Origin of the sequence: Sphingomonas sanguinis, from assembly GCF_019297835.1 — a bacterium.
GTDB lineage: Bacteria > Pseudomonadota > Alphaproteobacteria > Sphingomonadales > Sphingomonadaceae > Sphingomonas > Sphingomonas sanguinis_D.
In genome coordinates this window covers 2839490-2863172 of the sequence record NZ_CP079203.1, presented here as the reverse complement: position 1 = coordinate 2863172, position 23683 = coordinate 2839490, and the positions used below count along the sequence as shown (strand labels likewise).

Below are 23683 nucleotides of genomic sequence, written 5' to 3'. Positions count from 1 at the left end.
CCGCAACCTATCTCTTGGCGATCTCACGCCCAGTCGAGGTCCTGACGATACGCACCGGCAGCAGTTCTTCAAGCTGACGGATGAGGTCGTTCTCGTCCCGGGCTCTGACGACGCCCGAGATGCGCAGCCGCGCGACGTCGGGAGCGACCGAGACCGGCTTGCCGATGTAGCGCTCGTAATCCCGCGCGACCGTTCCCAGGTCGCTGTCGAGGTACACCAGCCGTCCGTCCTTCCAGGCCAGCGCGTTGTCCGGATCGAAGCTGACGATCTGATCCCGGTCCTGGCCCGGCAGGCGAAGCAGCGCCCTTCCGGCAGGCAGCTTCACGTCGTCGCCGGGAGCCTTCGATTGGGACACCGAAACCAGTCCTCGACTCACCGAAACGCCGAAGGCGCCGTCTCGTGTCATCACGTCGAACGCGGTTCCGAGGACCCGGACCTGACGACCGCCGGCCGCGATGGTGAAGGGGCGGGTGGCGTCATGTCGTACGTCGAAGGCCACCTGGCCGGACGCCAGCACGACTGAACGCTCGTTGCCTTCGATTCGCACCGTTGCTTCGCTGTTCCGGTTCAGCGTCATCACGGAGCCGTCCGCCAGGACGACCTCACGCGTGCCTCTCGCATCGGTGCGGTAGACCGTCCCGGACGAAGGGAAGATGCCATCGATCTGCGGAACGGCGACCATGGCGACGAGCGCCGCGGCGACCGCCGTCGGAATCCAGACCATCGCGCGTCGGCGGGTGACGGCAGCCCGCCTATCCGCCAGATCGACCACGGTCCCGGACATGCCAGCCTCGTCCTGATGTGCCGTGATCTCATTCGACGAAGCGACGTGGGCCGGCAACGCCTCGGTTTCGATCCAGACACGCTCGACCGCCGCGTAGGCCGCTGCGTTCGCAGCGTTCGCTTCCAGCCAGTCCCGGTGGGCGATCCACGTCTCCTCGTCGTCGCAGTCCTGGAGGCGTAAGAACCAGGCGATCGCCTGGTCCTCACAAGACTGGATCTCGTACTCGTCGTTCATAGATCATTCACCCCGCCATCGAGACGTTTCGTCGTCAGGGACGAATTCATCGGCTCGGCACCGCAATCATCGCGCAGAATGCCTGGCATGCGATCGGATCGGATCATTCCGGCACCGACATCAGATGGCGCAGCGCTCGCATCATGTGCTTCTCGACGAGACTCTGCGAAACACCGAGACGGCTCGCCACCTCGCGGTGCGAGAGTCCCTCGATCTTGTGCATGTAGAACGTCCGTTCGACCGCTTCGGGCAGTTCTTCCAGGGCACGGCGAAGACGCTCCAGGCGATCACGGCTTATCAGCACTCGATCCGCTGGAATCGCATCGTCCATGTCCTCCCCCGATGCCGTCCTCGTAACGGTTGCGGAATGCCATCTTCCTTCCCGCGCTCCGCGTGCACGTGACTGGCGCAAACGATCGAGCATGATGTTGTTGGCGAGCTGATAGAGGTACGCAGAGGGCTTGCGGATCTCCAGCTTCGGATCCGAATGCACGATGCGCAGGTAGGTTTCCTGGACGAGGTCGTCCGCATCGTCACCTCCGACCCTTGCGGCGAAATAGCGGCGGAGGTCGGACCTCTTCTCGAGAAAGGCAGCCGTCAGCAGGTTCGGTTCCGTCATCAGCACCATCATCGTCAAAGGCCCTGTCAACAACTTGCCGAAGGTCCCGCCCGGACGGAGACGAAGTCGATCGGCCACGTCCTCAATCCCGACCGAAAAATTTGCGTTCGCCTTCGGTCGCGTTAGGCGCAGAGCGCGATCAGCACGAAAATGTCGTAATCCCTTGAGGTATCGCAGGCCTGGGTTCGTCCTCCGTTCATCGCCTGGTTGGCGACAGCCGATCCGGTGCGAGCCACTACTTGTAGAGCGGGATGACCCATGATTTCGATATTCCATTCGGGCGTGCCCATTCGCCGTGACGCACGGCGGACCAATCCGATCCTGATCACTGCCGCAGCGGTCGCATCGATGGTGTCCGTCGCTGGACCGGCGTTCGCTCAGGAGGTTGGTGCGCCTGGTGCCTACGGCGTCGTTCGCGCCGGCGCCCAACTCGATTCGGACCTCAAGTTCCCCAAGCAGCCGGCCTCGCCGGCAGCGAAGCCCGGCACGACACCGCCCCGCTCACCCGCCCGGACCGTCCCCCCTGGCTTTTCTCGCGATGTCGACGCCAAGGCCGCGTTCACCGGCGAGCTCGGCGCCGGTTACGACTTCGGCGGCTTCCGGTTGGAAGGCACCGTCGGTTACGGCAGTGCGAAGATCGATGCGTCGACGCTCGGCGACCGCGCGAACGTCGCAGCCGGACGGGTAAGGTCTCTCGATCTCGGGATTTCGGGCTACGCCGACCTGAATCCCGGTGGTCGTCTCAATCCCTTCGTGGGCGGCGGCATCGGCGCCTCGCGCGTCGATGCGAGCGTCACCCGTGTCGCTAACCCGACGACCCCGGCGACACCGGCCGCCCGTCGACCCGGCACCCGTCTCAACGATCGTGACTGGGGCTTCCGCTGGCATCTCGACGCGGGCCTCGGCTATCAGTTGAACCCGGCGACGACGCTTGAGCTCATGGGCCGCTATTCGCGGACGTCGGCGCTGTCGTTCGACGCGAAGTCCATCGCGGTGACGGGCACGGGTGCGTCCGCGACGGCGACGACCACGACGAGCAGCTACAAGCCGAAGCTTTCGTCCGCCTCGCTGATGCTGGGACTGCGTCAGAAGTTCTGACGAGGAATCCGGTCGACCTGCCCGATCGTGCTGTGGCTCCCGCTCCCTTGGGGCCTAGCGCGGCCTCCCCGAAAGCGCTGGCGCTCCGATCAACAGGTCGGCTGGGCGCGCGGGTACCCAAGCGGTACCCGCGCGCAACCGCGTGCGGTCGATGAGCCAAATCTTCTGCGAGAAGAGAGTGAGGCTCTCGGTGCACCGCTTCGTCCTGGCCGCAAAGGAGCACCTGATGAAGCGTGGAACAATGATCGTCTCGATCTCCCTTGCACTGAGCGCCTGCGGCGGCGAAGGTGCAGCTGGCACTTCGCCATCGTCATCGCCGCCGACTTCGGCGCCGGGAACGGTGCCCGCAGTCTCGGCCGATCCAGGAACGGGCTGTCAGGCGGTGTCCACGCGATATCCGTGGGGCAAGGCGGAGTTGCGGACCTGGTCTCCACGTTCGTCGGCAGCGCCGCAGCCCTCTGACAAACCTGGGGTCGCGACGGGCAGTCCCTTCGAAGCGAGGATGATATGGTCGTACGGACAGGACTCGGCATTCTCCAGCCGGACCGTGGAGCTCGAACTGACGGATGGCTGCCGGCGACGTTTCCGCGTGTCGTCCTTCTCCCCGAACGACGTCGCGCTGATCGATGCCGCAGTAGCAGCACATCCGCTCGAACCGGATCGCGCCTCCTATGCGGTGGACTATCGGGAGGGGCGTGCGACGCAGGCCGCCTTGGCCGCCCGGACGCTCGGCAAGTACGAGACGCAGCATTTCACGTTCTGGTACGGGACGAAGACCGAAGGCGAATCCTACAAGTGGCTGCAGGCCAGGAACGTCGCCCTGCCGCGCTTTCTGGTGGATGCCGGCGATTGGATGGAGAAGATCTGGCTGTTCGATCGGGAGCTGCTCGGTGCACCGATGCCGTACGCGAACGTGGCCGATCGCCGGAAGATCAACATCTACATCTGCGGTACGGGATTGGCCTTCGCCGAGGACGGCGGGTTGAAAGCTTGCGGAGCGAGCGCTTCGGATGCCGTCTGGATCGATCTGGAGGATCTTCAGTTCGGCTCGACGACCGCCATCCATGAGTTTGGTCACGTCATCCAGTACTACACCGGCGGCTTCCGCGACCGACCGGATGCCGGACCGATCTGGGAGACCGGGGCGGAATGGAACTCCTTCGTACTGAGTCCGGACTATTCGGGCTTTCTGCCGGTGTACCTCAACAATCTGGAGAACGGACCGCTCTGGTCGAATGCGCGGTACGCCGCGCACCCGTTCTTCTCCTTCCTCTACGAACAGGACCGTACCCGTCCGTTCTTCTGGCGCGCCTGGACGGAGAATCTCCGCAACCCCGACGGCAGTTCGAAGGAGGACTTCCTACAGGCGTTCGTCAGGCTCGGGCAGACGGCTGGCATCTATCCGAACGGCTTCGCCTCCTTCGCCGACGACGCGGGATGGTTCGGCGCCCGCCTTGCCGCGATGGACTTCATCGATCAGCGCGCGCTGCTGGACGTTCAGGCCGCCGCAGGCGGTCGGACTCTCATCTCGCACCTCGACACCCCCTTGCAGCAGGGCGGCTCCGGCGCTGAGTATCTGTCGCCGCCGGCACGACCTCTGTTGGAATTCGGTACTCATCTGGTTCGGTTGACCCCCACCGGAGGAACGGTCCGGGTCAGCCTGAGCGGCGCCACCGCCGCCAATCAGGCGGCGTGGCGTTTCGCACTGGTCTCAGTCGGCGATGACGGCCGGGTGCGATACTCTCGTTTGGGTGCGGCGAATGGGACCGGCGGAGGCGATGTCGCATGGACTCCTCCGACCGGCGGAAAGCTGTACCTCGCCGTGACCGCAACCCCTGGCGTGTATGAGACGCTCGGATGGCAGCCGCCCGGTCCGGTCAAGGGTACGCGCTTTCCCTATCGGGTCAGGATCACCGGCGCGACCCCCAGGACCGGCGATCCTGCCCGATGCGCTGCCAACCTCGAACCCGGCGTGACGTCCATCAACTACAACACCAACGGAAACTCGCAAGAAGGAAGGCCATGCTGATGGATGCCGGCGACTGACGATCACTCCTCTACAACTTTATGGACTTGGATGCGTTGAGCCGCTCTCGAGCGACCCATCGCTTCTTGGCGCAACCCGGTGCCGAGGCCGGCACCTTCAAGGAACATCACCATGAGACGTGTCATGCTATCGTTTGCCCTCCTCCCGCTGCTCTGCCTTGCAGCGCCGGTGGCCGCGCAGGAGGTCAACCAGAGTGACGGCGACTACCTGCAGGACCGTGCCGCCTCGTTGACCAGCCGTATCGATGGCGCGGTGACGAGGCACGAACTGTCGAGAAAGACGGGCGCTAGGCTGCGCCTGTCGGTCAGAAAGGTGCAGGTCCGCGCCGGCAACCTACAGACGCGAAACGGCACGATAGGCAAGGCGGAAGCAGACCGGATGAATCAACAACTGACAGACGTTGAGAGGACGCTCACCCACCAGCCGGACTGAAGGGTTGCTCCCGAATGCTCGCAACTGGGAGCGTCAATTCGGCAGGTTTCGGTACCGCACAGACGGAATGACGGAATGGTCCTCGGATCGGTAGTGCCGCCGGTCGGCAACCGTCGACTTGGCATGGTTGGGCGGGCACCTTGAGCATCGTCATCGGTGATGCTGCAGACGGATCCTCTTTCCTGTGGGTCCGTCTGATGGCTCAAGGCACATCGGTCGCCGCAAAACCAACGCGCGGCGATGAAGCGCATGCGGGACTGACCGACTCCGTTCAGTGGTTGTCCGGCGACCGGTTTTCCCTGCTCTTCCAGAGGTCGATAGTCGACGCTCCCGTGCTGCCGAAGCCTTCCGTCGCCAGGACCTGATAATCCAGACGGCCGAGCATCAGCCCGAGCCGCCGCCATGCGGCGACATGGTTCGAGAAGGTGATGGTGCTCACCGGCCCGATAGGCCTTCTATCAGTTCGGACGCTCCAGTACTGCTCGAACGTCGCGGTGCCTGCGATCGACGGCTGCCCGATCCGGCGGGCCCTGTAGATGCGGTACGTTCCGCCGTCGCTGCGCACTGTGCCCAGCGACACTGCGTCGGAGCCTGGCGGCTCGAATCCGCCCCAGGAGTCCACGACGTAGTATTCCACCAGTGGGTTCTTGGACCAGCCGTACAGCGCGAGATAGCCATTGCGTCCGGGCTCGAAGCGGCGGGCACGGTAGTGGACGATGCGATTTGTCGATCCATGCCTCCAGCCACGGCCGGCTACGAGGTTCCCGCCCGGCTCGAGGTCCCAGCCGGTGTCGTAGCCGCCTCTCCTGAGCGTCAGATGCCCTTGTCCTCCGTCATGCCAGAACGTGTGGAAGAACCCACCATGATCGCCGGTGGCGTTGCGGCGGATGTTCACGCCGGGCACGGCTGCGGTCAGCATGATCGCTGCGAACGCGGGCAATCCTGCCCTTCTCATGGATCGCATCGCTCGGATCTCGTGTACCTTCGACTGCACCATGCCTTGATCGCGAGCGACGTCGCAGCAGATCCCTCCGTCAGGCTGCGATCACCCCGGCATCCGCCTCGATGCGGGTCTGCGCCATGCCGCCCGCCGGGTCCGACGACATGGCCCGGCCGGGATCGGGGAGTTTCCTTCCCTCCCGACGGACGACGACGGTTCCGGAGGGAAGATTGCTGCGGTTGGGCCAACCCACGATCAGTTCCGCCTGGGGAAGCGCTGTCCGACATAGAGATGCATCTGGCTGGGCGTGAGCTCCTGGGTGGAGTTTCCCGACCTGACGAAGAAGCGCTCCGCGACGCTGCCGCCCCTGTCCGGCAACGACACGAACTGAGCCTCGACGGCAGGACCGACCTCGATCCGGCACACGTCGAGACCTTCGTGCTGTGGGAAGGTCACGCCGATCCTCGCCGCCCGAAAGGCCGATCCGAAGTGCTTTCCGAGCAGATTTGTCAGGTGTAGCTCCAGCTTGTCCCGATTGCCGCCGAGACAGGCGTAGTCGCGATCCAGCCCCTTGACCATGCCGTCGTCGGCGACGCCGACCAGGAGAGTCCCACCACTGCCGTTGGCGAAGCCCGCGATCGTCTTCACGACGACGTCCTCCAGCTTCTTGTTGAGGGCGTTCGTGGCGACGTCCCAGCGCAGCGTCTCCTTGAACTCCACCCGCTCGCTCTCGCCCGCCGCGATCAGCTGGAAGAGCGGACTTGGCGTCCGCACCGGTCCGCTGTCGTTCGCCGCCGCGGGACCGACCACCAGCATACCATTGCGGCGGGTCAGCCGTTCGCCCGACACCGCCGCTGCGATGACCTCCGCGAGTAGGTCCCGCAGCTGCCCGCTCGTCGCTTTGAAGCCAACGGCGCGGGCAGCAGCCTGCACTACCTGATCGTCGGTCGCACCGTAGTTCTCCCGCACCACGCCGAGGATGGCGGCCTCGAGTTCCGACGGTGGCAGGCTGTCGCACTTGCGGAGGGAGGCCGACCGCACCTCGCTGCGGTCCCGCACGCGAGGAGCCCTGCCCGGGATGGTCAGGAAGTCGCCGTCCTCGGCCAGCCTGCCCTCGCGCACAGAAACCTCGACGGCCCTCTCGACCGCCTCCTGAATGCGACCGCCAGCCCGCTTCAGCCCCCAAGCGTCGCGAATGCGGTTCACCACCTCGCAGACGTGAACGGGACCCTCGATCCCCACCACCTCTTCGGCAAGCGCCGACAAAGCGCCGCGCGGCGCCTCGTGGAGTTCGCAGACGAGGTGCCGGGGGCGCTCGATCATGGCCTCCTCGTAGAGGGCTGTTGCGGGTAACGCTTCTGCTTCCACAAGGCCCACCTCGGTGTGGCCTTCGCGTTCGACGGTGACGATCTCGACATGGCTTCTCCGACGGGCGGAGACGCCTTGCGCCTCGGCGTCGTGCTCGGCCTTCGCCGCCTCGATACGGGCAACGACGAGATCAATCTGCTCCTTGGGACGCTGGAACCAGTCGGTGCTCCATATGCGATGGATGGTCCACCCATGGCTTTCCAGCACCGACTGGCGCAGCCGGTCGCGATCGCGCGCGGAGCGGGCGTCGTGGTAGGAAGCGCCGTCGCACTCGATTCCGATCAGGTAGCGGCCGGGCCGGTCCGCGTCGGACACGGCGAGGTCGATGAAGAAGCCGGCCAGGCCGACCTGGCGGTGCACCTGATAGCCCCGCGCCTGCAGCGCCTTCGCCACCTGCTCCTCGAAGACGCTGTCGTGGTCGCGACCGGTGCTCTCTGCCATCGTCATGCGGCCGGTGCGGGCGAAGTGAAGGAAGAGCTTGAACGCAAGCACGCCCTTGCGCGTCGACGCGAAGTCGGGATCGATGTCCTCGTCGGACATGGACGCGAACACTTCGCAGCGTTGCTTGGCGCGGCTGATCAGCACGTTCAGTCGCCGCTCGCCGCCGTCCGTGCCCAGCGGTCCGAAGCGCATCGGCACCTTGCCGCCGGGGGCGGGAGGGCCATAGCCTACCGAGATGAAGATGACGTCGCGCTCGTCACCCTGGACGTTCTCCAGGTTCTTGACGAAGAACGGTTCGGCGGGATGCGACTGGAAGAAGGCCTCCGTCTCTGGCGGCAGACCGCGCCGCAGAACCTCGAGCTGGTCGAGGATCGCGCGCCGCTGGGCCGCGGAGAACGCCGCCACGCCGAGCGACAGTTCGGGATGCTCGCGCACGTGCGCGACGATCGCCTGCGCGACGATCTTCGCCTCGACCTGGTTCGTGCGCGTCCCCCCCGCGTCGAACACGCCCTGCGGCACGCGGTGGAAGCGCAGGCCCATGCCGGCCTCGGCAGTGTAGGGGCTGGGCACGATGAAGAGTTTGTTCTCGTAGAACTGCCGGTTGCTGACGGCGATCAGCGACTGGTGCTTGCTGCGGTAGTGCCAGCGAAGCATCCGCATTGGCAGACCTCGGGCGGTGAACAGGCCCAGGATGCTTTCGATGTCGGCGACGCGCGTGCCCCCGTCATCGTCGTCCTCCGGGGCCCCGCCGGTCATCTTGGAGAAGAACGCCGTCGGCGGCAGTTGCTTCGGATCGCCGACCACGACGACCTGCTTCGCACGGGCGACCGCGCCGAGGGCGTCGACGGGCTGAATCTGGCTGGCCTCGTCCATGACGAGCAGGTCGAAGTCGAAGATACCGGGAGTGAGGAACTGCGCCACCGAAAGCGGGCTCATCATGAAGACAGGCTTGAGCGCCTGAACAGCGGGGGCCGCTTTCTCCATCAGCCGCCTGATCGGCATGTGACCGCGCTTCCTGGCGATCTCGGCACGGAGCACGCCGAGCGGCCCGACCGAACCGCCATCGCGCGCCGGCACCTTCTCGTGATGTGCCCGGACGACCTCGAAGCTCGCACTCGCGATGCGTTGCCGGTCCATGTCGGCGAATTCGCGAGCCAACCTGCCGTGGAGCGTGCCGTCGAAGGTGCCGAGTTCCGCATCGGCGCGGATCTGATCGGCGTAGACGGCCTCGTAATATGCCATCTCGAACGCGGACACCGCGCCGTCGGTCGTGAGCCGTCCGTCACCAAGCCTAACGACGACGTCCTCGCATCCGAGCGTGATCGCGCGCCCTGAGCGATCGCGATAAGCGGTCCACTGGAAGAGCTGCTCTCCGGATGTCCGCCAGCGTTCCATGTGGCGGCTCAGCGCTTCGAGCGGAACTTCGGCGAAGGTGTTCGCCGCCAGGGCCGCGGCCATATCAAGATGAAGATCATCCGCCAGGGACTGCAGGTCCGCCCCCAACGACGAGGCCTCGGCACCGAGCTTCGCGGCCGTATCGGCTGCGGCCTGCCGGTCGGGAACTCGGCTGGCGAGCAGGCGGATGTCGTCGTTTGCGCTTATCCAATCGGCGGTGGACCGGAGGTCGCTCCAGTCGGACGACGTGCTGCGCCATGCCGTGCCGAAGGCGGACGTGCCGAGGTCGTGCAGATCGCGCAGCTTCGCCGCCTTCGATTGCAACTCGTCGAGTTCGGCCAGCCGCGCTCTACGAAGATCGAGGTCGTCCGGCACTTTGACGAACGTCGCCTCCGTGGCGGAGTCGGCGGAACGGATACGGACGACAAAGGTGAGTAGGGCAGGGAGATCGGCGCGTTCGGCCGCGAGGGCATCGCCGAATGCGATCGGCTGCGCGGAACCCAGCGCTGCCCACAGCCGCTCGACGGGCGGAGAAACCTGATCCAACAGGTCGGCCGCGCGCTTCGCCCGGATACCCACTTCGGTCCTGTCCGGCCGCCGAGCCGCTACGAGACGCGGCTCGTCCCCGAGTCCGCGTAGCGAGCGCATCCAGTCGACGATGTGACGGAGCGGTCCCGCAGTTGATCTAATGCCGCGCCAATCCGACCCGAACGCAGAGCGTGCGAACGTTTCCTCTCCCTCGATCGTCCGCCTGGCGGCCTGCCCGGCTGCAAGGGCGTCTAGAAGGACCAGAGTATCAGGGAGGGGCGTGCTTTGTTCGGTCATGACCGAGCGCACGAGGGCGTTGGCGCGACGCCAGTCGCCGCTGAAGAATCGGAAAAAGCCGGTGCCGTGCGAGGCCAGGGTCGACCGGGCGGCAGACAGATCGAGATCCCAGGACGCAACGGTGAGCTGGCCCTCGACGGTTGAGACCGCCTCCTCGTGAGCCGCCACGGCGTCGACGAGGTCGGACGCACGTTCCAGGCCGGCGATCCAAACGTCGGATGCGAGGGCCTCGGCGTCGCCTTCGGGTGCTTCGGCGACGCGTTCCGCCACGGCGGCCGTGCGGCGTGCGCCGTCCAGCGTATTCGGCGTATCCCGCGTCATGGAACGGGCGAGCGCCTCCGCCTCGGCCTGCAGCCGCGGCAGGAGATTGGAGAGCGTCTCCACGTCGCGGAAGTCTTCCGGCGAGAAGCCGGACGGCAGGATCGCGAGGGCGGCGATGGTTTCCGCGAGGTCTGCGGTCCAACCGGCCTCCAAGACGAGGTCCGCCAACTGACTTTGAAGATAGGAGTGCCGCTGTCCTGACGCGATCAGCCTTTCGATGTCGTCCACGCGGTCGGCCCACACGGCTTCGGCGAGCGCGGCGGCGTCCAAGTCCGGTGCACCGGCCACGCGTTCGGCCAGCGTCAGCAGCGGCTCAAGGTCAGTGAGGGACCGCGGTGGCGAGGTTTCCATGGTCGAAGCGAGCACAGCCCCGGCCTCATCGAAGGACGTCAGGCGGGCGAGAGTGGCGGCGATCCGATCCTCGAGGCGCTCCACGTCGGTCGGCAGGATCGACGACAGGCCCACGCCGCGCCAGGCATGATCCGCAGGCCGACCGATCACGTCGATGCGCTCTGCCAAGTCGCGGATCACGTCATGTCGCTCGGCGAAATCATCGGCGGACCAGGTTTCCGGTTCGATCAGAATGATGTCGTTGGGCTTCTCGCCGTCGAGGCGGAGTCGGCTGAGCTGACCGACGACCTGGAACGGCGTCAGGCCCGATGCCTGGTGCGGCGCGTGCATGCGCCTGGCGTGGTCGTTCAGACGGTCGCGCGCGGCGGTCAGCCGCGCATGAAGGCTACCGGGATCCTGGTGTCGGGGTGCGCCGAGCTCCCACGTGCGCCGCAGCTCCTCCAGCAGCGCCTTCTTATTGGCCTTGTTGCTGTGGAGTTCGAGGCAGGCGTCACCAACGCCGGTCGCGTCGAGCCTGCGCTTGACGACCTCCAGCGCCGCCATCTTCTCGGCAACGAACAGCACGGTCTTCCCGTCCGCCACGGCGGAGGCGACGATGTTGGCTATGGTCTGGCTCTTGCCGGTGCCTGGCGGCCCCTGGATGACGACGTCCCGCCCGCGCCGGACCTCGTGCACGGCGAGCGCCTGTGAGCTGTCACTATCCACGATGTGGAGCATTTCGGACGGCGGGATGAACGGATCAATGTTCGCGTCCTCGGGCACCATGCCCTCGGCCCCCGCGAATCCGTCCGACAGAAGGCCGCGCACGAGATCCCGGTCAGTGATCCTGCCCCCCTCCGGCCAGGTCTGCGGATCCAAGTCGCGATACATCAGGAACTTGGCAAAGGAGAAGAAGCCGACAGCGACGACGTTGGGCTGGACCTCCCATCCAGGCTTTGCCGACACGGCGTCGGCGACCTCGGCGAAATAGGCGCCGGGATCGAAAGTGTCGCCCGGCTCGAACGCGGGAAGCCGGATGCCGTGAACGCGATCGAGGAACGCCTCGAGTGAGAGGTTGGAGGCATAGTCCTCCTGCCGCATGCGCAGCTTGAACTTCTCGCCGGCGTTGCCGCGTTCCAATCGGACGGGGACGAGGACAAGTGGTGCGAACCGCACGTTCGCCGCATTGTTGGGATCGATCCACTTCAGCGCGCCGAGCGCGAGATAGAGGATGTTGACGCCCTGTTCCTCCTCCAAGGTCCGCGCGTCGAAGTAGAGTTCGAGCAGCCTCTTCTGCAGACCCTTCGGCGTCAGGCGGGTCTGGAGGCGAGTGTCGGCGTGCCGGGAGAAGACGCCGCGATCGTCGGCGACGTCGTCATCGGGTTGCGCCAGGTCCGCGATCTCGTCGACCTCGTCGACGGGAAGCTCGTCGCTCGCGGCCGCTTTGCCGGCCAAGAAGGTGAATGGACGCCCTTCGCTCACCAGAAGCCGAAAGATCTCCGTGCTTACCTCGTCTACGATCTCGACCGCTTTCGAACCTTTCGACGAGCGCGGCATATTCAGGAGTCGGTTTCGTGCGGACAGGTCCAGCAATTCGGTGCGAGCCCGGTCCAGCTTTTCGTCGAGCGGCAGATCACTCTGGAAGATCGAAGCCGGGATCTCATCCTGCTCCGTGATCGGACTCGTCGCCACCTGAAATCCCCTAAAGCATTTGTTTGAAGCGGATTAGGCGCGATAACTTCTTCCGTGTCTAGTCGGTCTCACTATGAGAACGTCTTCGAACGCAGTCCTGCCCTCTGGTTGAGCAGTCGGCATCCTACTCGAGTGGAAGCGTCATACAGTCGTCGGTCTTTCTGCAATGCGACCGCGGTCGATCAGGTGCCCCTTTCACGCCGATGTGCCGTGAGCAAGCAACAGGGCATTGCGGGCGTCGGGAGCGACGATCAATCGAGCGGCCTACGGGCGCGCCTGTTCGCACTCCATGGACCTGACCCGAGTGACGCACATTCGTCCAGGTGGTCGATTGACCGCAGGTATGAAGCGACGCACTTCATCACCACGTCTCCCACCCGGCGTGTCCGCGCCCCTATGTCAACTTCGACCAGAACGGATCGGCGGTTGAACGTGCGATCAGGACGCCTTCTATGCATGTCAGCCCTCCCCCCTCGTGGAATGAACACCGGAGCGGCGTTTGGATGGGCGAGTAATCGCACGGCAATCGTCATCTCATAGCGTCAACGACGCCTATCGGCCTCGGTCATCCCGGTCCTTCGGTAGTTCAGGGCCCTTCGGAGAATGCGAGAGGGCTGCGATCCGTGAAGCCATCTTCCGCCGATGATCCCATATGAGACCATTCACACGAACGACGAGTTCTGCCACGTTCTTGGGAGCCGAGGGGTCGGCATGCAGGAAGCCTGGATCGCCCTTCTTGAAAGGCTTGCCCCCGATCAGTCGCAGCCGGGCATCGAGGCCGTAGTATGGCAGCTTGGCTTCGAGTAGCCGATCGACGTCGGCGATCGACTTTCCCCGCCGTTCGATGAAGTGCCAGATGTCGAACAGGTCACGACTGGTGGTCCGCTCGGCGAGGACCATCGACTTCAGCTTGAACAGTGTCTCCGGATCGGCGACGCGAACGGCACCGTAGTTTGCCGGATCGGCGGCCTTCAGCACTTTCAACTCGTCGTCCTTCCACGGGCAGAAGAACGTCAGCTTGACGCCATCGACCTCCCAGTCCTGATGGACGTCCTCCAGGTCGAAGCCCTCGTCTGTCGTGATCTGGGCGGCAAGCGAGTTCGTGATCAACCGCGGAGGACGGATCGGTTGGATGGCCGTGAGTATTCTGCCGATCCGCGGCTTGTCCAACTGCGGGCCGAACTGCACGAAGTCGAGATCATCACTCGCACGATGTCCGTCGTGTAGCGTAAGGGCGCTGCCCCCGACGAGCAGATCGGGGGAGATTTCCGATATCTTCTTGATCCTGTCGAGCAGGTCCGAGGTCTTGCTAGGCAGCGAGGAGGTGAGCATCGCGCACTCCTTCACGAACCGGATCGTACATGAGGCTCAGCACACGGTTCTCCGCCTCGCTCCTTTCCGAAGCGGTGGCTGCTCGCACCGCGTCGACCCGGTCGATGCCCCAGAACAGCACCGCCTGGATGAGATCGAGCGTCGTCGGATCGTTGAGGATCAAGGCGATCATGACGTCGGGATCCGACAGGGCGCCATTCGACCACCAGCGGTTCTTCTCGAAGATCGGCAGTGCAGCAGTCATGACCCGTCCTCCTTTCCTCCGTGTTCCTGAGGCCACCCGATCGTCGTATCCAACGTCTACTTCAGTGCTCCGTTTATTCCTGCGATCAGCTTCTGCCATGATCCTCGTTCTTCATCGGTCAGGTCCGAAGCCGAGTGCTCCCGCGACCACCGCAGGAACGCCTTCGCGAGCTTGTACTTGCTGAACGTTCGATCGGCCTTGGCAAGCATGTCGATCAGCGGCTGCTGTCGTCGGTCTACAGCGGTCTGCACCACGTCGATCCCGAGTTCGTCACGTGCGATGATCGAGAGGGTCGTGCGCAGCATGTCCTCGATCTCTGGCTTGGAGACGCCCTCGACGTAGTCCTTCGTCCTGAGGATGCCCTTCGCACCCAAGGAGTGAACGAGTGTGTCCTGGCTAGCGGCGTTGTCGCCGGCAGCGTCGGAGTCGAGAAGTGCGGCGACCTTGAGGCTGTGCGAGGTGAGGATGGTCGCGAAGTAGACGACCTTGCCGGCCGAACTCGCGGTGACGAGCGAGATCTTGTCGTTCAGCGTTGCGAGGTCCGCCTCCTTCAGCAGTGCGGCCACCGCCTCCACGTACCAGGCGTCAGTGAGTCCTTCGAGCACGAGATTGCGCTGGGTCGCGAACAGGCTCTGCGCCAGGTCGTAGCCCAACGCCTCCTGCAGCGGCAGCAGGGCGGCCGGATCGCTCGACGTGATGGTGGTGTGGACCTTCGTCCCCTCCGAACGATCGTTCAATTCGACGACCCGCACGAGATCCAGTTCGTCGGTCCCGACGAGGAAGGGCGAGTGGGTCGTGTAGATCGTCTGGTTCTTCTTCGCGAGGCGTGAGAGCGTATCGCGGAAGTCCCGCTGCTTCAGGGCATGCAGGCTCATGCCCGGCTCGTCGAGCAGCAGGATGGCGTTTTCGTGCGCATCCATCGCCTCGGCGAAAAACACGACGAAGAACGACACCAGCCACTGGAATCCCTCGGACCGCTGGTCGAGTTCGACCTCCACGCCGAGATCGTCCTCGACGACGACCTTGAGGTACTGACCGTCGGCGACGACACGCAGACGATCGGCTTCCGGGCGGCTGCTACTGGGATGCCAGACGCCGCGTATTTCATTCGTCAGTCGAACGCTTGCCGCGTTGAGCTGGTAGGACCGGCTGTCGAGCTGGTCTCGAACGTTCTGCAGCTGCGTCTTCTGGTCGGCGGTCGGCTCGCTGACGTGACCAAGCGCTGAGAGGTCCTTCGCGGTGAAGCCGAGCAACTTGAGGAGACACGAGTTCCCGTAATCGTACTGGTCGTCGTCGAGGACATTCGTCGCCAATCGCTGGGCGAGATGCGCGAGGTGTATGAGGGGACGGACGCGGAAGTAGTTGCTGAACAGCACGAACACCGGGACGCGCCCATGCAGATAGTCGAGGGCTTCGTCCCGCTCGACGCCCTTTCGCACCGCGGCGTTCAGCCGATCAAGCCGTTCGTCCTGGGCGGTTTCAGAATCATCGATGAGCGTCACTGCGGCGGTAAGCCACACCCGGAGCTCCTTGGTCAGCGGCGCGGTGAGACGCGTGGTATCACGCCAACCTTGGGTCAATGCTGCGATCTTCGAAGCCTGCGTCGTGGAGGCGGGCTGACCTTCAGCGACCGCCGTTCGGCCGTCGATGTGAGCGGCGAGCCGCTGGAGATCCTTCGAGATCAGCGAGAAGGTCGGCAGTTCCGGAGCACCGACGAGGTGGTGCCTGGCTCCGTTGTCCAGATTCCGCGTGAGGCTGTAGCCCACGTCCCGAAGATCCTCGGGAAGTTCGGCACGCTCATCCTCATCGAGATCGAAGACTGCGGTCGCTACCGGTACGTCCTCGGGCTTCACCTTTTCGGTGGTGATGTCATTGTAGAGCGCCCGCGGATAGTCGCGTAGTGCGTGGAACCCCTTGGTGCCTTTCGGAGCATTGATCCGCTGCAAGGCCTGAAGAACCGCCGTCTTGCCAGCCTCGTTGGGCCCGACCATGATCGTCTTGTCGCGTTCGACATCGAATACGCCCGTGTCCCGGACGCTGCGATAGTTCTGAACGCGAGCGGATCGCAGACGCATCGGATTCCCTTCAGAAGAACAGTTACATCATGGCGAACATAGCGCGAACAGACTTCCTGGCCAAGACCCCTCCTCCGGGTCGCGCCTGATCAGCCTTAAGATACAGATGACCGGTATTCGCGTTCTTAGTCACCTCATGACTTTCTATCGGTCTTGTTCGACCGCCAGTGAGGCGACGAATGTGGCCGCTCGGTAAAATCTTCCGGAAGGTCGAACAGGATGTCGTCATCATCCTGGATCGGCGTGTCGACGCGCCAGGCGAAACCGTTGGTGGTATCCCCCCAGCTGAAGTCCGCGTGTACCTTCGGGATCGTGGCTACGAATTCCTCGCGCGCTTCCGCTGCACCGTGCAGTCCGAAGATGCGCAGTCGTCCGTTCCACTCGAGTGCCCACGATCGAAGTTCCAGCGTCGGGTGCTTCCTCGAGACATGGCGGAAGTATCCATCAGCCAGGACGGCGATGCAGATCGGTTCCCAGACGGCCGTCTCGTTCATGAAGTGGAGGAGGCGCGGATTCCCCCAGTCGGCGTCGATCAGATGCCCGAGCATGAGGAAGTCGCCAGGCTCGATCCAGCTGCCGCGCCGCAGCTCGGCGTTGAATGTGCCGAAGAATCGGAAGCCCTGCACGTGATAGTAGGCGAGACGTGCTACTCGCTGCTCATCGAGTGACGGCATCGCCGTGCCCGAGTAGGACAACGACACGCCGCCGCCGAGCGGCATGCTGGCATCGAAGCTGTTGTAGCTCTCTGCCGCAAGTCGCCTAGTCGCTGTACTGATCGATCCTCGCGACTTCCTCGCCACCGTCCGCCGCAGTCGCTCGTCGTCGCGAACGAGGTCACCGGCAGTGTCGGGAAGCATCGTGATCATCGAGATGTCGTCCTCGAGCGCAGCCTTCCGGTCGTTGCAGGGCCTGCAGGCCTTCACCTGCAGGAAGAAACCTGAGGCCAAGGTGCCTTCGGGGACGAAGTTGCGCGCGACCACGTGGTCGTTGGTCGACGAACGCCTATCCAGCGATTTGCCGCAGTAGGCACAGTACCGGTTCGGCAGACTGACCGGCTTGTCCGGATCAAACGCCGACATGTCATCCGCCGACATGTCATCCATCGCGGTTCTCCGACGCCGGGTCCTCGATGCCTTCTGCTTCAGCGGTGTCGGCAGCAGATGAAATCGCGGCGAGAAGGCGTTTACGAGCTGAAGGCGCACCACGATCCAGTCCGAACGTCGACGAGAAGACGGACAGCGATTTGTCCCAGTACTTGGCCGCCAGCAGCATGTAGGAGACGTCTGGCTCAAGGTCGGGGCTCATTGGAAGGCGGTGATGGCGGTGGAGCGGGTTGCCGCACATTTCCAGATTGTATGCCGCCACATGTTGCCACATGGAATGGGCGCATCCGCTGAACGGCGTATAGACGTAGTTGTAGAAGTCGATGCAGTCGGCCTCTCTAGCCATGTCCCTGACCGAAAGTCCCGACCACTTCCCCAGATCCACATCCTGAAGGAATGTCGCTCGCTGACTGTCGATCCACTGCTCCAACCCATCCATCATCGCGGCTTCCTGATCGGTGGGGTCTCTTCCTTCCAATTGGGCACGTCTGTGTTCGAGTTCGAGCTTCGCCTGTCCCAGCCCGAAGGAGATGTATTTCAGACACCGTGCAGGGGGATCCAGCATCAGCCAGGCGAGATTGATGTGCACGTCCGCCATCGCGCGCAGCAGGATCGGCGCGGTGTGGCCGTTCCATGTTGACGGCGCGGCAGCGATCTCCTTGGCCAACGTCGCCTGACGTGCCAGCATTCCGCCGATGACCTCATGAACCTGGATGTGCGTGAAGTCGGGAGGCCAGAGAGCCAGAGAAGCCTGAATTTCTTCGTTCACGTTGTCCAGATACGACAGGAGGACGTCCTCCAGCGTCGATGGCGCTTCAGTCGTCATGGTTCACTCGCATGGTTCGAGTTCGATGCCCCGGTTCCAGAATGCCGGAGCCCACGTACCATCGGATGCCATGGGTCCGTCGTCGCCGAAGAACATGTTCAACGTCGATCTGATCGATGCTCCCACCCGAACGGAGATCTCCGTGGATGGATATTCCTCGATCCTCGGAAACCGCGCCAACGCCAAGCCTCGGGCGACCTTGAGGATGCCGGCATCGAACGCCAGCCATGTGGCTGTTGCCTGGACCATCATCGGCCCGCGAGCCGATCGGTCGAACATCGACGCGACGAGCTGCTTCAGATGCAGGAGGCCCGCTTGGGTGGGCACGGGACCATCTCCTGCATAGATGCCGTTCAGCGGATGTGCCGGATACCACGACGCCAGAGGCGCTAAGGCCGCACGCAGGTCGTCAGCATAGGTTGCGGTTGTCCCGATGTCGCTGAGACTGGTGCCGGGCAGATCCGTGTATCTTCCTGCCGCTGCCCAGATGGACTGAGATGCCTTTACTGAGAGAGCCCTGACATCGCGGGTGAAGGCGGTGACGATTTCGACAGCCCGAGCATCCCCGTACGCATCGTGTAGGAACGCGATCCAGAGCAGTTCCGGTATCATGGTGTTGATCCATGACACGTCCTTCGTTCCGCCGAATATGTTGTTGAACGGAGTGACGAGTTTGGATCGAACTCGCTTGTGATCACTCAGGACGGATCTCTGAACTTTCACTGCCTTGCTCGCCCCGTCGGTGTCTGATGATGCAATGCCGACGATACCATTCTTGATCGTCACGGCACATCCGAAGACGGTGCTGGAAGACGTGTTTCTGTCGAATCCGAACGGCACCAGCAGGGTGCGAGCGGATGGCGGGTGAGCCGATGTTCTCCCCATTTCTTGCGAAAACGTTCGCGTCCGGATTGATCGTGTCAACACTCTCCGCGTAAAGCAGGTCCGTTCGCCAGCAGGCGGACCGAGGCGTGACAACCTCGTCGGTAAGTAGCCGTAAGCCCGGCCCGAATCTCTTCGGCCGGGAAGCGGGCGTGCATGTCCAGGGCTCCTTCGGGGGCCTAAAGACGCTCGCGCCTGTCTTACCGCAGGTTGTCACCTCCCGGCTCATGGGCCGGCACCGCCTCGTTTTTCACATGGGGCGGTGCCGCCGGCTGGGATCAGCTCGCTGGTACCGCGCGAACGGGGGTTCGGGCGTGGGTGCATACGACGGTTGCCGCAGCAGGCGGCTTGCCATCATCAGGAATTCGACTGCGGCAACGGCGGCGCTGTTGCTTGCCGCATGCGGCGGAGGCGGCAGTGGCGTGAACACGCCCGGCGGGAATGCGCCGCCAACCGGTTCGCCTTCACCAACTCCGGCTGCAACGCCGACACCATCACCTTCTCCCACGCCAGCGCCGACGCCGACGGCTGCCGATAGCGCCGAGTACAAAGCGTCAGCCGCCGTCGTCAGCGCGAAGGCGGCCTATGCTTATGATCGCGGGATCACCGGCAAGGGCGTGACGATCGCGGTCATCGACAGCGGCATCGCGCGGTCCTCGCCCGAGTTCGCCGGTCGCATCTCGGCCGACAGTACCGGCTTCGAGCAGCGCATCGCCCGCTGCGCGACCTGTCCGGGCGAGACGGTGCCGCGCTTCGCGATCGACGACAATGATGGCCATGGCAGCAAGGTCGCCTCGATCGCCGCGGCGGCGCGCAACGGTACGGGCATGCAGGGAATGGCCCCGGGTGCGACTATCCTCGCGCTCAAGGTGACGGGGCCGGACCTGGACGGCGTGACGGCGGGCAGCACGACACCGATCCGCGAGGGCATGCAGCCGAACGCAGGTCTGATTGCCCCGGCGCTGCGCGAAGCCGTCGCCAAGGGCGCGTTCGTCACGGTGATGTCGCTGAACGGCTTTGGCGGCGGACAGGTCGCGACAGAACAGCGCGCGGCGATGGATGGCTTGCGCGCCGCCGACCGGCTGCTGGTCGAGTCCGTTGCGAATGAGACCGGCAAGGACAGCTTCGCCGGCCAGTTTGCCGAGACCCTCGTCGGCAGCGACCGCGCCAACGCCGACTGGTTCCTGTTCGCGATCGGGGTGGACGCCAACGGCAACCCCCGTTCCGCCAATGGCAACGCAGGCGTGCTCGCCGATCGCATGATCGCAGCGGTGGGGGTGAACGTGCATGTGGTCGACAAGGACGGCAGCATCACCATCGTCACCGGCAACAGCTTCGCGGGGCCGGCGGTCGGCGGGGCGGCGGCGCTGCTGAAACAGTACTGGCCGCAGCTCGGCGGCAAGGCGATCGCCCGCATCCTGCTCGACACCGCCACCGATATGGGCGCCCCCGGTGTCGATCCAATCTATGGCGCAGGGCTGCTCAACGTCGAGAAGGCGATGCAGGTGCAGGCACCGGCGTCTTCGTTCGCGGCGGCCCAGGCGGTACTCGCCCGCTATTCGTCGCTCGACGTGTCCGCACCGTTCGGTGGGTCGGCGACAGCGTCGATGCTCGCGACGGCGGCAGGCAGCATGACGGTGTTCGATCGCTACGGCCGCAACTTCGCGATGATGGGCACGACGGGTATCCGCGCACGGTCATCGGGCTTGCTGGCAGGCGGCATGACCGGGTCGGTTGATCCGCTGCCCGTCCGCAGCTGGTCGGCGAGCGAAGCACGGCTGGGCTTCTTCGGGCAGGACGTGGTCGGCCCGTGGCAGGGCGCGACAACAAACCGACCGGCGGTGGCGAGCTTCTCGCCCGCAGTCGGGCAGACGGTGACAATCGGCGCGAACACCGCAGTCGGCGGTGGCTTCTCGCTCACCGGCTCCCCCCTACGCGGCGTGGTCGGCCAGCCCATTGGCCTGTGGTCGTCGTGGAGCGGCGGCGGCTGGTCGGCATCGTTCTCATCCGGGTCGTCGCGCGACCGCAGCGCGGACCTGCGCGGTGTCACCTTCGCCACCCCGTTTGGCATCGGCCTGCAGGTGACCGACCTCACCGAATACGGCCGCGTGCTAGGGTTCGGCGGTGGCGTTGCTGCATCGGGCTTGCGTGGCGGTCGGACGACGCTCGCCACTCTCGTCGCCAACCGCACCGTGGCGGGCGTCTCGCTGACCGCGCGTGCTACGACGGGTACCACCAGCGTCGACAGTGGCGGCGATGGTCCGATCCGTTTCGACGGTCGCATCGTCAGCACCGCCTTCGCGGTGGAGGGTGCGCGTCCACTGCTCGGCGGGCTGGCGACGCTCGGCCTGTCGTCGCCCCTGCGCGTCGAACGGGCGCGGGCGTCGCTGATGGTGCCTGTCGCCTATGACCTGATGTCGGGCGCACTCACCGAAGAGCGCCGGACCTTCGATCTGTCGCCAGCCGCGCGGGAGCTTGATCTCGAGCTCGGCTGGTCGACTGCGCTGGCATCCACCTCGACGCTGCGGCTCGGCGTCGCCCGTGCCTTCGACGCCGGCCATGTCCGCGGTGCGTCCGATGTCGCCGCCTTCTTCAATCTCGTCGTCCGCTGAACCGCAAGGAACACTCATGTCCAGATCCATGCCCATGTCCGCCGCTGTCCTGCTCATCGCCACTGCCAGCGGCTTGAGTGGGTGCGGCCAATCCAAAGGCCCGACCAAGGAGGCGTTCGCCACTGCGCTCGAACCCGTAGTCCGCGACGTCTTCTGCCATCCCATCGACGTGATGCGGTACGATATCAAGGGCGAGTCTGGCGGATTGGGGTTTCCGATCGTCACCTCACCGAGGGCGCCGATGGCAGGACCGGGTTCCGACGGAAAGGCGGTCGCGATGCTGGATGGTCTGGCTGGCGTCGGGCTCGTCACGCGCACGACGTTCGAGAAGCCGGCGCGGTGGAGCGGGTCCACCAACGCGTTCGTGCGCCAGCCGTTGACCTCCTACGCGCCGACGTCAAAGGGCGCGCCCTATCTGCATACGGTCGAGCGCAAGGCAACGAGCGGCATGGCTTCGGTGCCGTCCTTCTGCCTTGCAAAAGGCGAGGTTGTCGACGTGGTGCGCTGGACCGAGCCGACCGACATCGCTGGACATCGGGTAAGCCGGGTCACCTACACCTATCGCGGCGTAGATTCGATTCCGGTCATGCCGCCGGAGGAGCAGACGCGCATCGCCCAGCCGAAGGAGGCGACAGTGCCGTTCGAGCTGCAGAGCGACGGCTGGCGACCGATGCCGCGCTGACGATCGACGTGACCGTCACCATCCCATCCATTTCGACCGACACCGTGACCCGGGCGCCGAGCGCCGGGTCGTCAAGGAACACCATGATGAACATGACCAAGGCTGCTGCCATCGGTGCCATGATGGCGCTGTCGCTCCCCACGGCTCCCGCCATGGCACAGAAGGCACGAATCGCCGCGCAACCCGCGTCTTCCACGGCCAAACCACTGGTGATGGACGTCGCCGGCGTCCGCCTCGGCATGCCGCTGGCTGCGGTACAGGCGGCGCTAGCAGGGACCTACCGGTGCTCGACTTACCAGGTGGCCTCGTTCCGACAACTCGTCGAGCGAGAAGTCCGTAAGCGCAAAGGCATCCCCGACGGCTTCGGCCCCGATGGCACTGCCGTCGGTGAACTGACGTGCGAGGGTCCCGCCGGCGAGCATCTCCGCCTGTTCATGGCGCAGACGCCGGCGGGGGAGATCGTCGACCGGATCGACCTGACAGTGTCGACCAACCGCGTCGATCTGGCCACGCTCGTCGGCCAAGTCGAGGGGAAGTACGGGCGGCCGACCGAGGGCATCCCAGCGAACGGATCGTGGTGCACGGGACGATGCGGCGGCGATCTGACGATGGAGCCCAATCCGCGCATCACCGTCAGGTCCGACGCCTGGTCCCTCAAGATACTCGGCACCCGGGGACGCAACGCGCGCCTCGCCGATGAGGCGGCAGTGAAGGCGGCAGCGGCCCGCGAAGCCCCGGCTGCCGCGCGCGGCGCTTTTTGAGGTCGGGCATGAACACGGCCATGGTATCGCTACTCGTGCCTGTCGCCGCGGCGTCGCTCGTGACTGCCCTGCCAACAATGGCGACCACGCCAGCAGGCGTGGCGCGGAACGGCGTTCAGGCGACTCTGCCTGTGCTACCGCTACGGCGGCTCTCGATGGCGATGGTCATGAAGGCAGGAGCCGCCGGGACCGGCTGCTCGTGGTCGCTGGCGAAGGATAGGCGCATGCGCTTCGCCGCGGCCGACGACCGCGCCGTGGTCCGTCTCGACAGCGGCATCGTGCATCTTCGGCCTGCAAGAGGCGCTGGCGACCTGTTCCCGTTCACCCATGATCGCTGGGCGAGGGACGGCCTCACCGTGACGGTGCTGCCTGTTGGTCCAGCAAGGTGGAAGGGGACCGAGGTGAACGAGGGGGCCGCCGACATCGAGGTTCACATCGGCGATGCCCGGTGGATCGCACGGGGACGCCTGACCTGCGGTTCGTGATCCGCGATGCGTCCGTGGGAAGGAATGGTCCTTTTGGTCGAGCAGACATGCTCGGCTGGTCTGCGCCGGAGGATGCCATCCGGATGCGCGAGGAAGTTTTGAAAGGAGCGCTTCGCCAGCTCCGTACCTATACCGGAGACGCTGTACGTTCCTTC

The 23683-nt window shown here is 64.9% G+C and carries 18 protein-coding genes; 7 read left to right on the top strand and 11 right to left on the bottom strand.

Annotated elements, in window-relative coordinates:
• Positions 1–7 precede the first annotated feature (7 nt).
• Positions 8–1018, bottom strand: a complete 1011-nt coding sequence (locus KV697_RS13430) for a FecR family protein (RefSeq protein ID WP_219018617.1) — start codon at positions 1016–1018, stop codon at positions 8–10.
• 103 nt (positions 1019–1121) lie between these two features.
• The gene (locus tag KV697_RS13425) at positions 1122–1649 is read right to left on the bottom strand and encodes an RNA polymerase sigma factor (RefSeq protein ID WP_219018616.1); all 528 of its coding nucleotides are present in this window, start codon (positions 1647–1649) and stop codon (positions 1122–1124) included.
• Between the two features lie 246 nt (positions 1650–1895).
• On the opposite strand from KV697_RS13425, the gene KV697_RS13420 reads away from it, so the two are divergent.
• From KV697_RS13420 to KV697_RS13410, 3 genes are all read left to right on the top strand, one after another.
• Positions 1896–2735 carry an outer membrane protein gene (locus KV697_RS13420; protein ID WP_219018615.1) on the top strand — a complete coding sequence of 280 codons (840 nt, stop codon included), beginning with the start codon at positions 1896–1898 and terminating at the stop codon, positions 2733–2735.
• A gap of 151 nt (positions 2736–2886) precedes the next feature.
• Positions 2887–4764: a DUF6055 domain-containing protein gene (locus tag KV697_RS13415; RefSeq protein ID WP_219018614.1), complete on the top strand. Its 1878-nt coding sequence runs from the start codon at positions 2887–2889 to the stop codon at positions 4762–4764.
• Between the two features lie 141 nt (positions 4765–4905).
• Positions 4906–5214: a hypothetical protein gene (locus tag KV697_RS13410; RefSeq protein ID WP_219018613.1), complete on the top strand. Its 309-nt coding sequence runs from the start codon at positions 4906–4908 to the stop codon at positions 5212–5214.
• 271 nt (positions 5215–5485) lie between these two features.
• Here KV697_RS13410 and KV697_RS13405 read toward each other — a convergent pair whose 3' ends face one another.
• The 9 genes from KV697_RS13405 to KV697_RS13365 all read right to left on the bottom strand — a co-directional run bounded on the left by KV697_RS13405 (position 5486) and on the right by KV697_RS13365 (position 18892).
• Positions 5486–6133, bottom strand: a complete 648-nt coding sequence (locus KV697_RS13405) for a glycoside hydrolase family 11 protein (protein ID WP_219018612.1) — start codon at positions 6131–6133, stop codon at positions 5486–5488.
• Between the two features lie 115 nt (positions 6134–6248).
• On the bottom strand, positions 6249–6407 hold the full coding sequence (locus tag KV697_RS13400; protein ID WP_219018611.1) for a hypothetical protein: 159 nt from the start codon (positions 6405–6407) through the stop codon (positions 6249–6251).
• Between the two features lie 2 nt (positions 6408–6409).
• Positions 6410–12526, bottom strand: coding sequence for a DUF3320 domain-containing protein (locus KV697_RS13395; RefSeq protein ID WP_219018610.1), 6117 nt, complete (start codon positions 12524–12526; stop codon positions 6410–6412).
• Positions 12527–13078: 552 nt separating this feature from the next.
• Entirely contained in the window at positions 13079–13858 is a 780-nt protein-coding gene (locus KV697_RS13390) for a nucleotidyl transferase AbiEii/AbiGii toxin family protein (RefSeq protein WP_219018609.1), read from the bottom strand.
• The gene (locus KV697_RS13385) at positions 13836–14102 is read right to left on the bottom strand and encodes a hypothetical protein (protein WP_219018608.1); all 267 of its coding nucleotides are present in this window, start codon (positions 14100–14102) and stop codon (positions 13836–13838) included. The genes KV697_RS13390 and KV697_RS13385 overlap by 23 nt, the downstream gene beginning before the upstream one ends.
• A 56-nt stretch (positions 14103–14158) precedes the next feature.
• Positions 14159–16177: an AAA family ATPase gene (locus KV697_RS13380; protein WP_219018607.1), complete on the bottom strand. Its 2019-nt coding sequence runs from the start codon at positions 16175–16177 to the stop codon at positions 14159–14161.
• Between the two features lie 134 nt (positions 16178–16311).
• Positions 16312–17280, bottom strand: a complete 969-nt coding sequence (locus KV697_RS13375; RefSeq protein WP_219018606.1) for an HNH endonuclease — start codon at positions 17278–17280, stop codon at positions 16312–16314.
• Positions 17273–18106: a DUF5677 domain-containing protein gene (locus KV697_RS13370; protein WP_219018605.1), complete on the bottom strand. Its 834-nt coding sequence runs from the start codon at positions 18104–18106 to the stop codon at positions 17273–17275. The genes KV697_RS13375 and KV697_RS13370 overlap by 8 nt, the downstream gene beginning before the upstream one ends.
• 3 nt (positions 18107–18109) lie before the next feature.
• Complete coding sequence (locus KV697_RS13365; RefSeq protein WP_219018604.1) at positions 18110–18892, bottom strand: hypothetical protein; 783 nt, start codon at positions 18890–18892, stop codon at positions 18110–18112.
• 518 nt (positions 18893–19410) lie between these two features.
• Here KV697_RS13365 and KV697_RS13360 point away from each other — a divergent pair.
• From KV697_RS13360 to KV697_RS20135, 4 genes are all read left to right on the top strand, one after another.
• Positions 19411–21600 carry a S8 family serine peptidase gene (locus tag KV697_RS13360; protein ID WP_257575332.1) on the top strand — a complete coding sequence of 730 codons (2190 nt, stop codon included), beginning with the start codon at positions 19411–19413 and terminating at the stop codon, positions 21598–21600.
• Positions 21601–21634: 34 nt separating this feature from the next.
• On the top strand, positions 21635–22282 hold the full coding sequence (locus KV697_RS13355) for a lipoprotein (RefSeq protein ID WP_219018603.1): 648 nt from the start codon (positions 21635–21637) through the stop codon (positions 22280–22282).
• Between the two features lie 8 nt (positions 22283–22290).
• Positions 22291–23043 (top strand): hypothetical protein, encoded by a 753-nt coding sequence (locus KV697_RS13350; protein WP_257575331.1) that lies wholly within the window; start codon positions 22291–22293, stop codon positions 23041–23043.
• A gap of 224 nt (positions 23044–23267) precedes the next feature.
• Positions 23268–23528, top strand: coding sequence for a hypothetical protein (locus KV697_RS20135; protein WP_257575330.1), 261 nt, complete (start codon positions 23268–23270; stop codon positions 23526–23528).
• Positions 23529–23683: the final 155 nt, after the last annotated feature.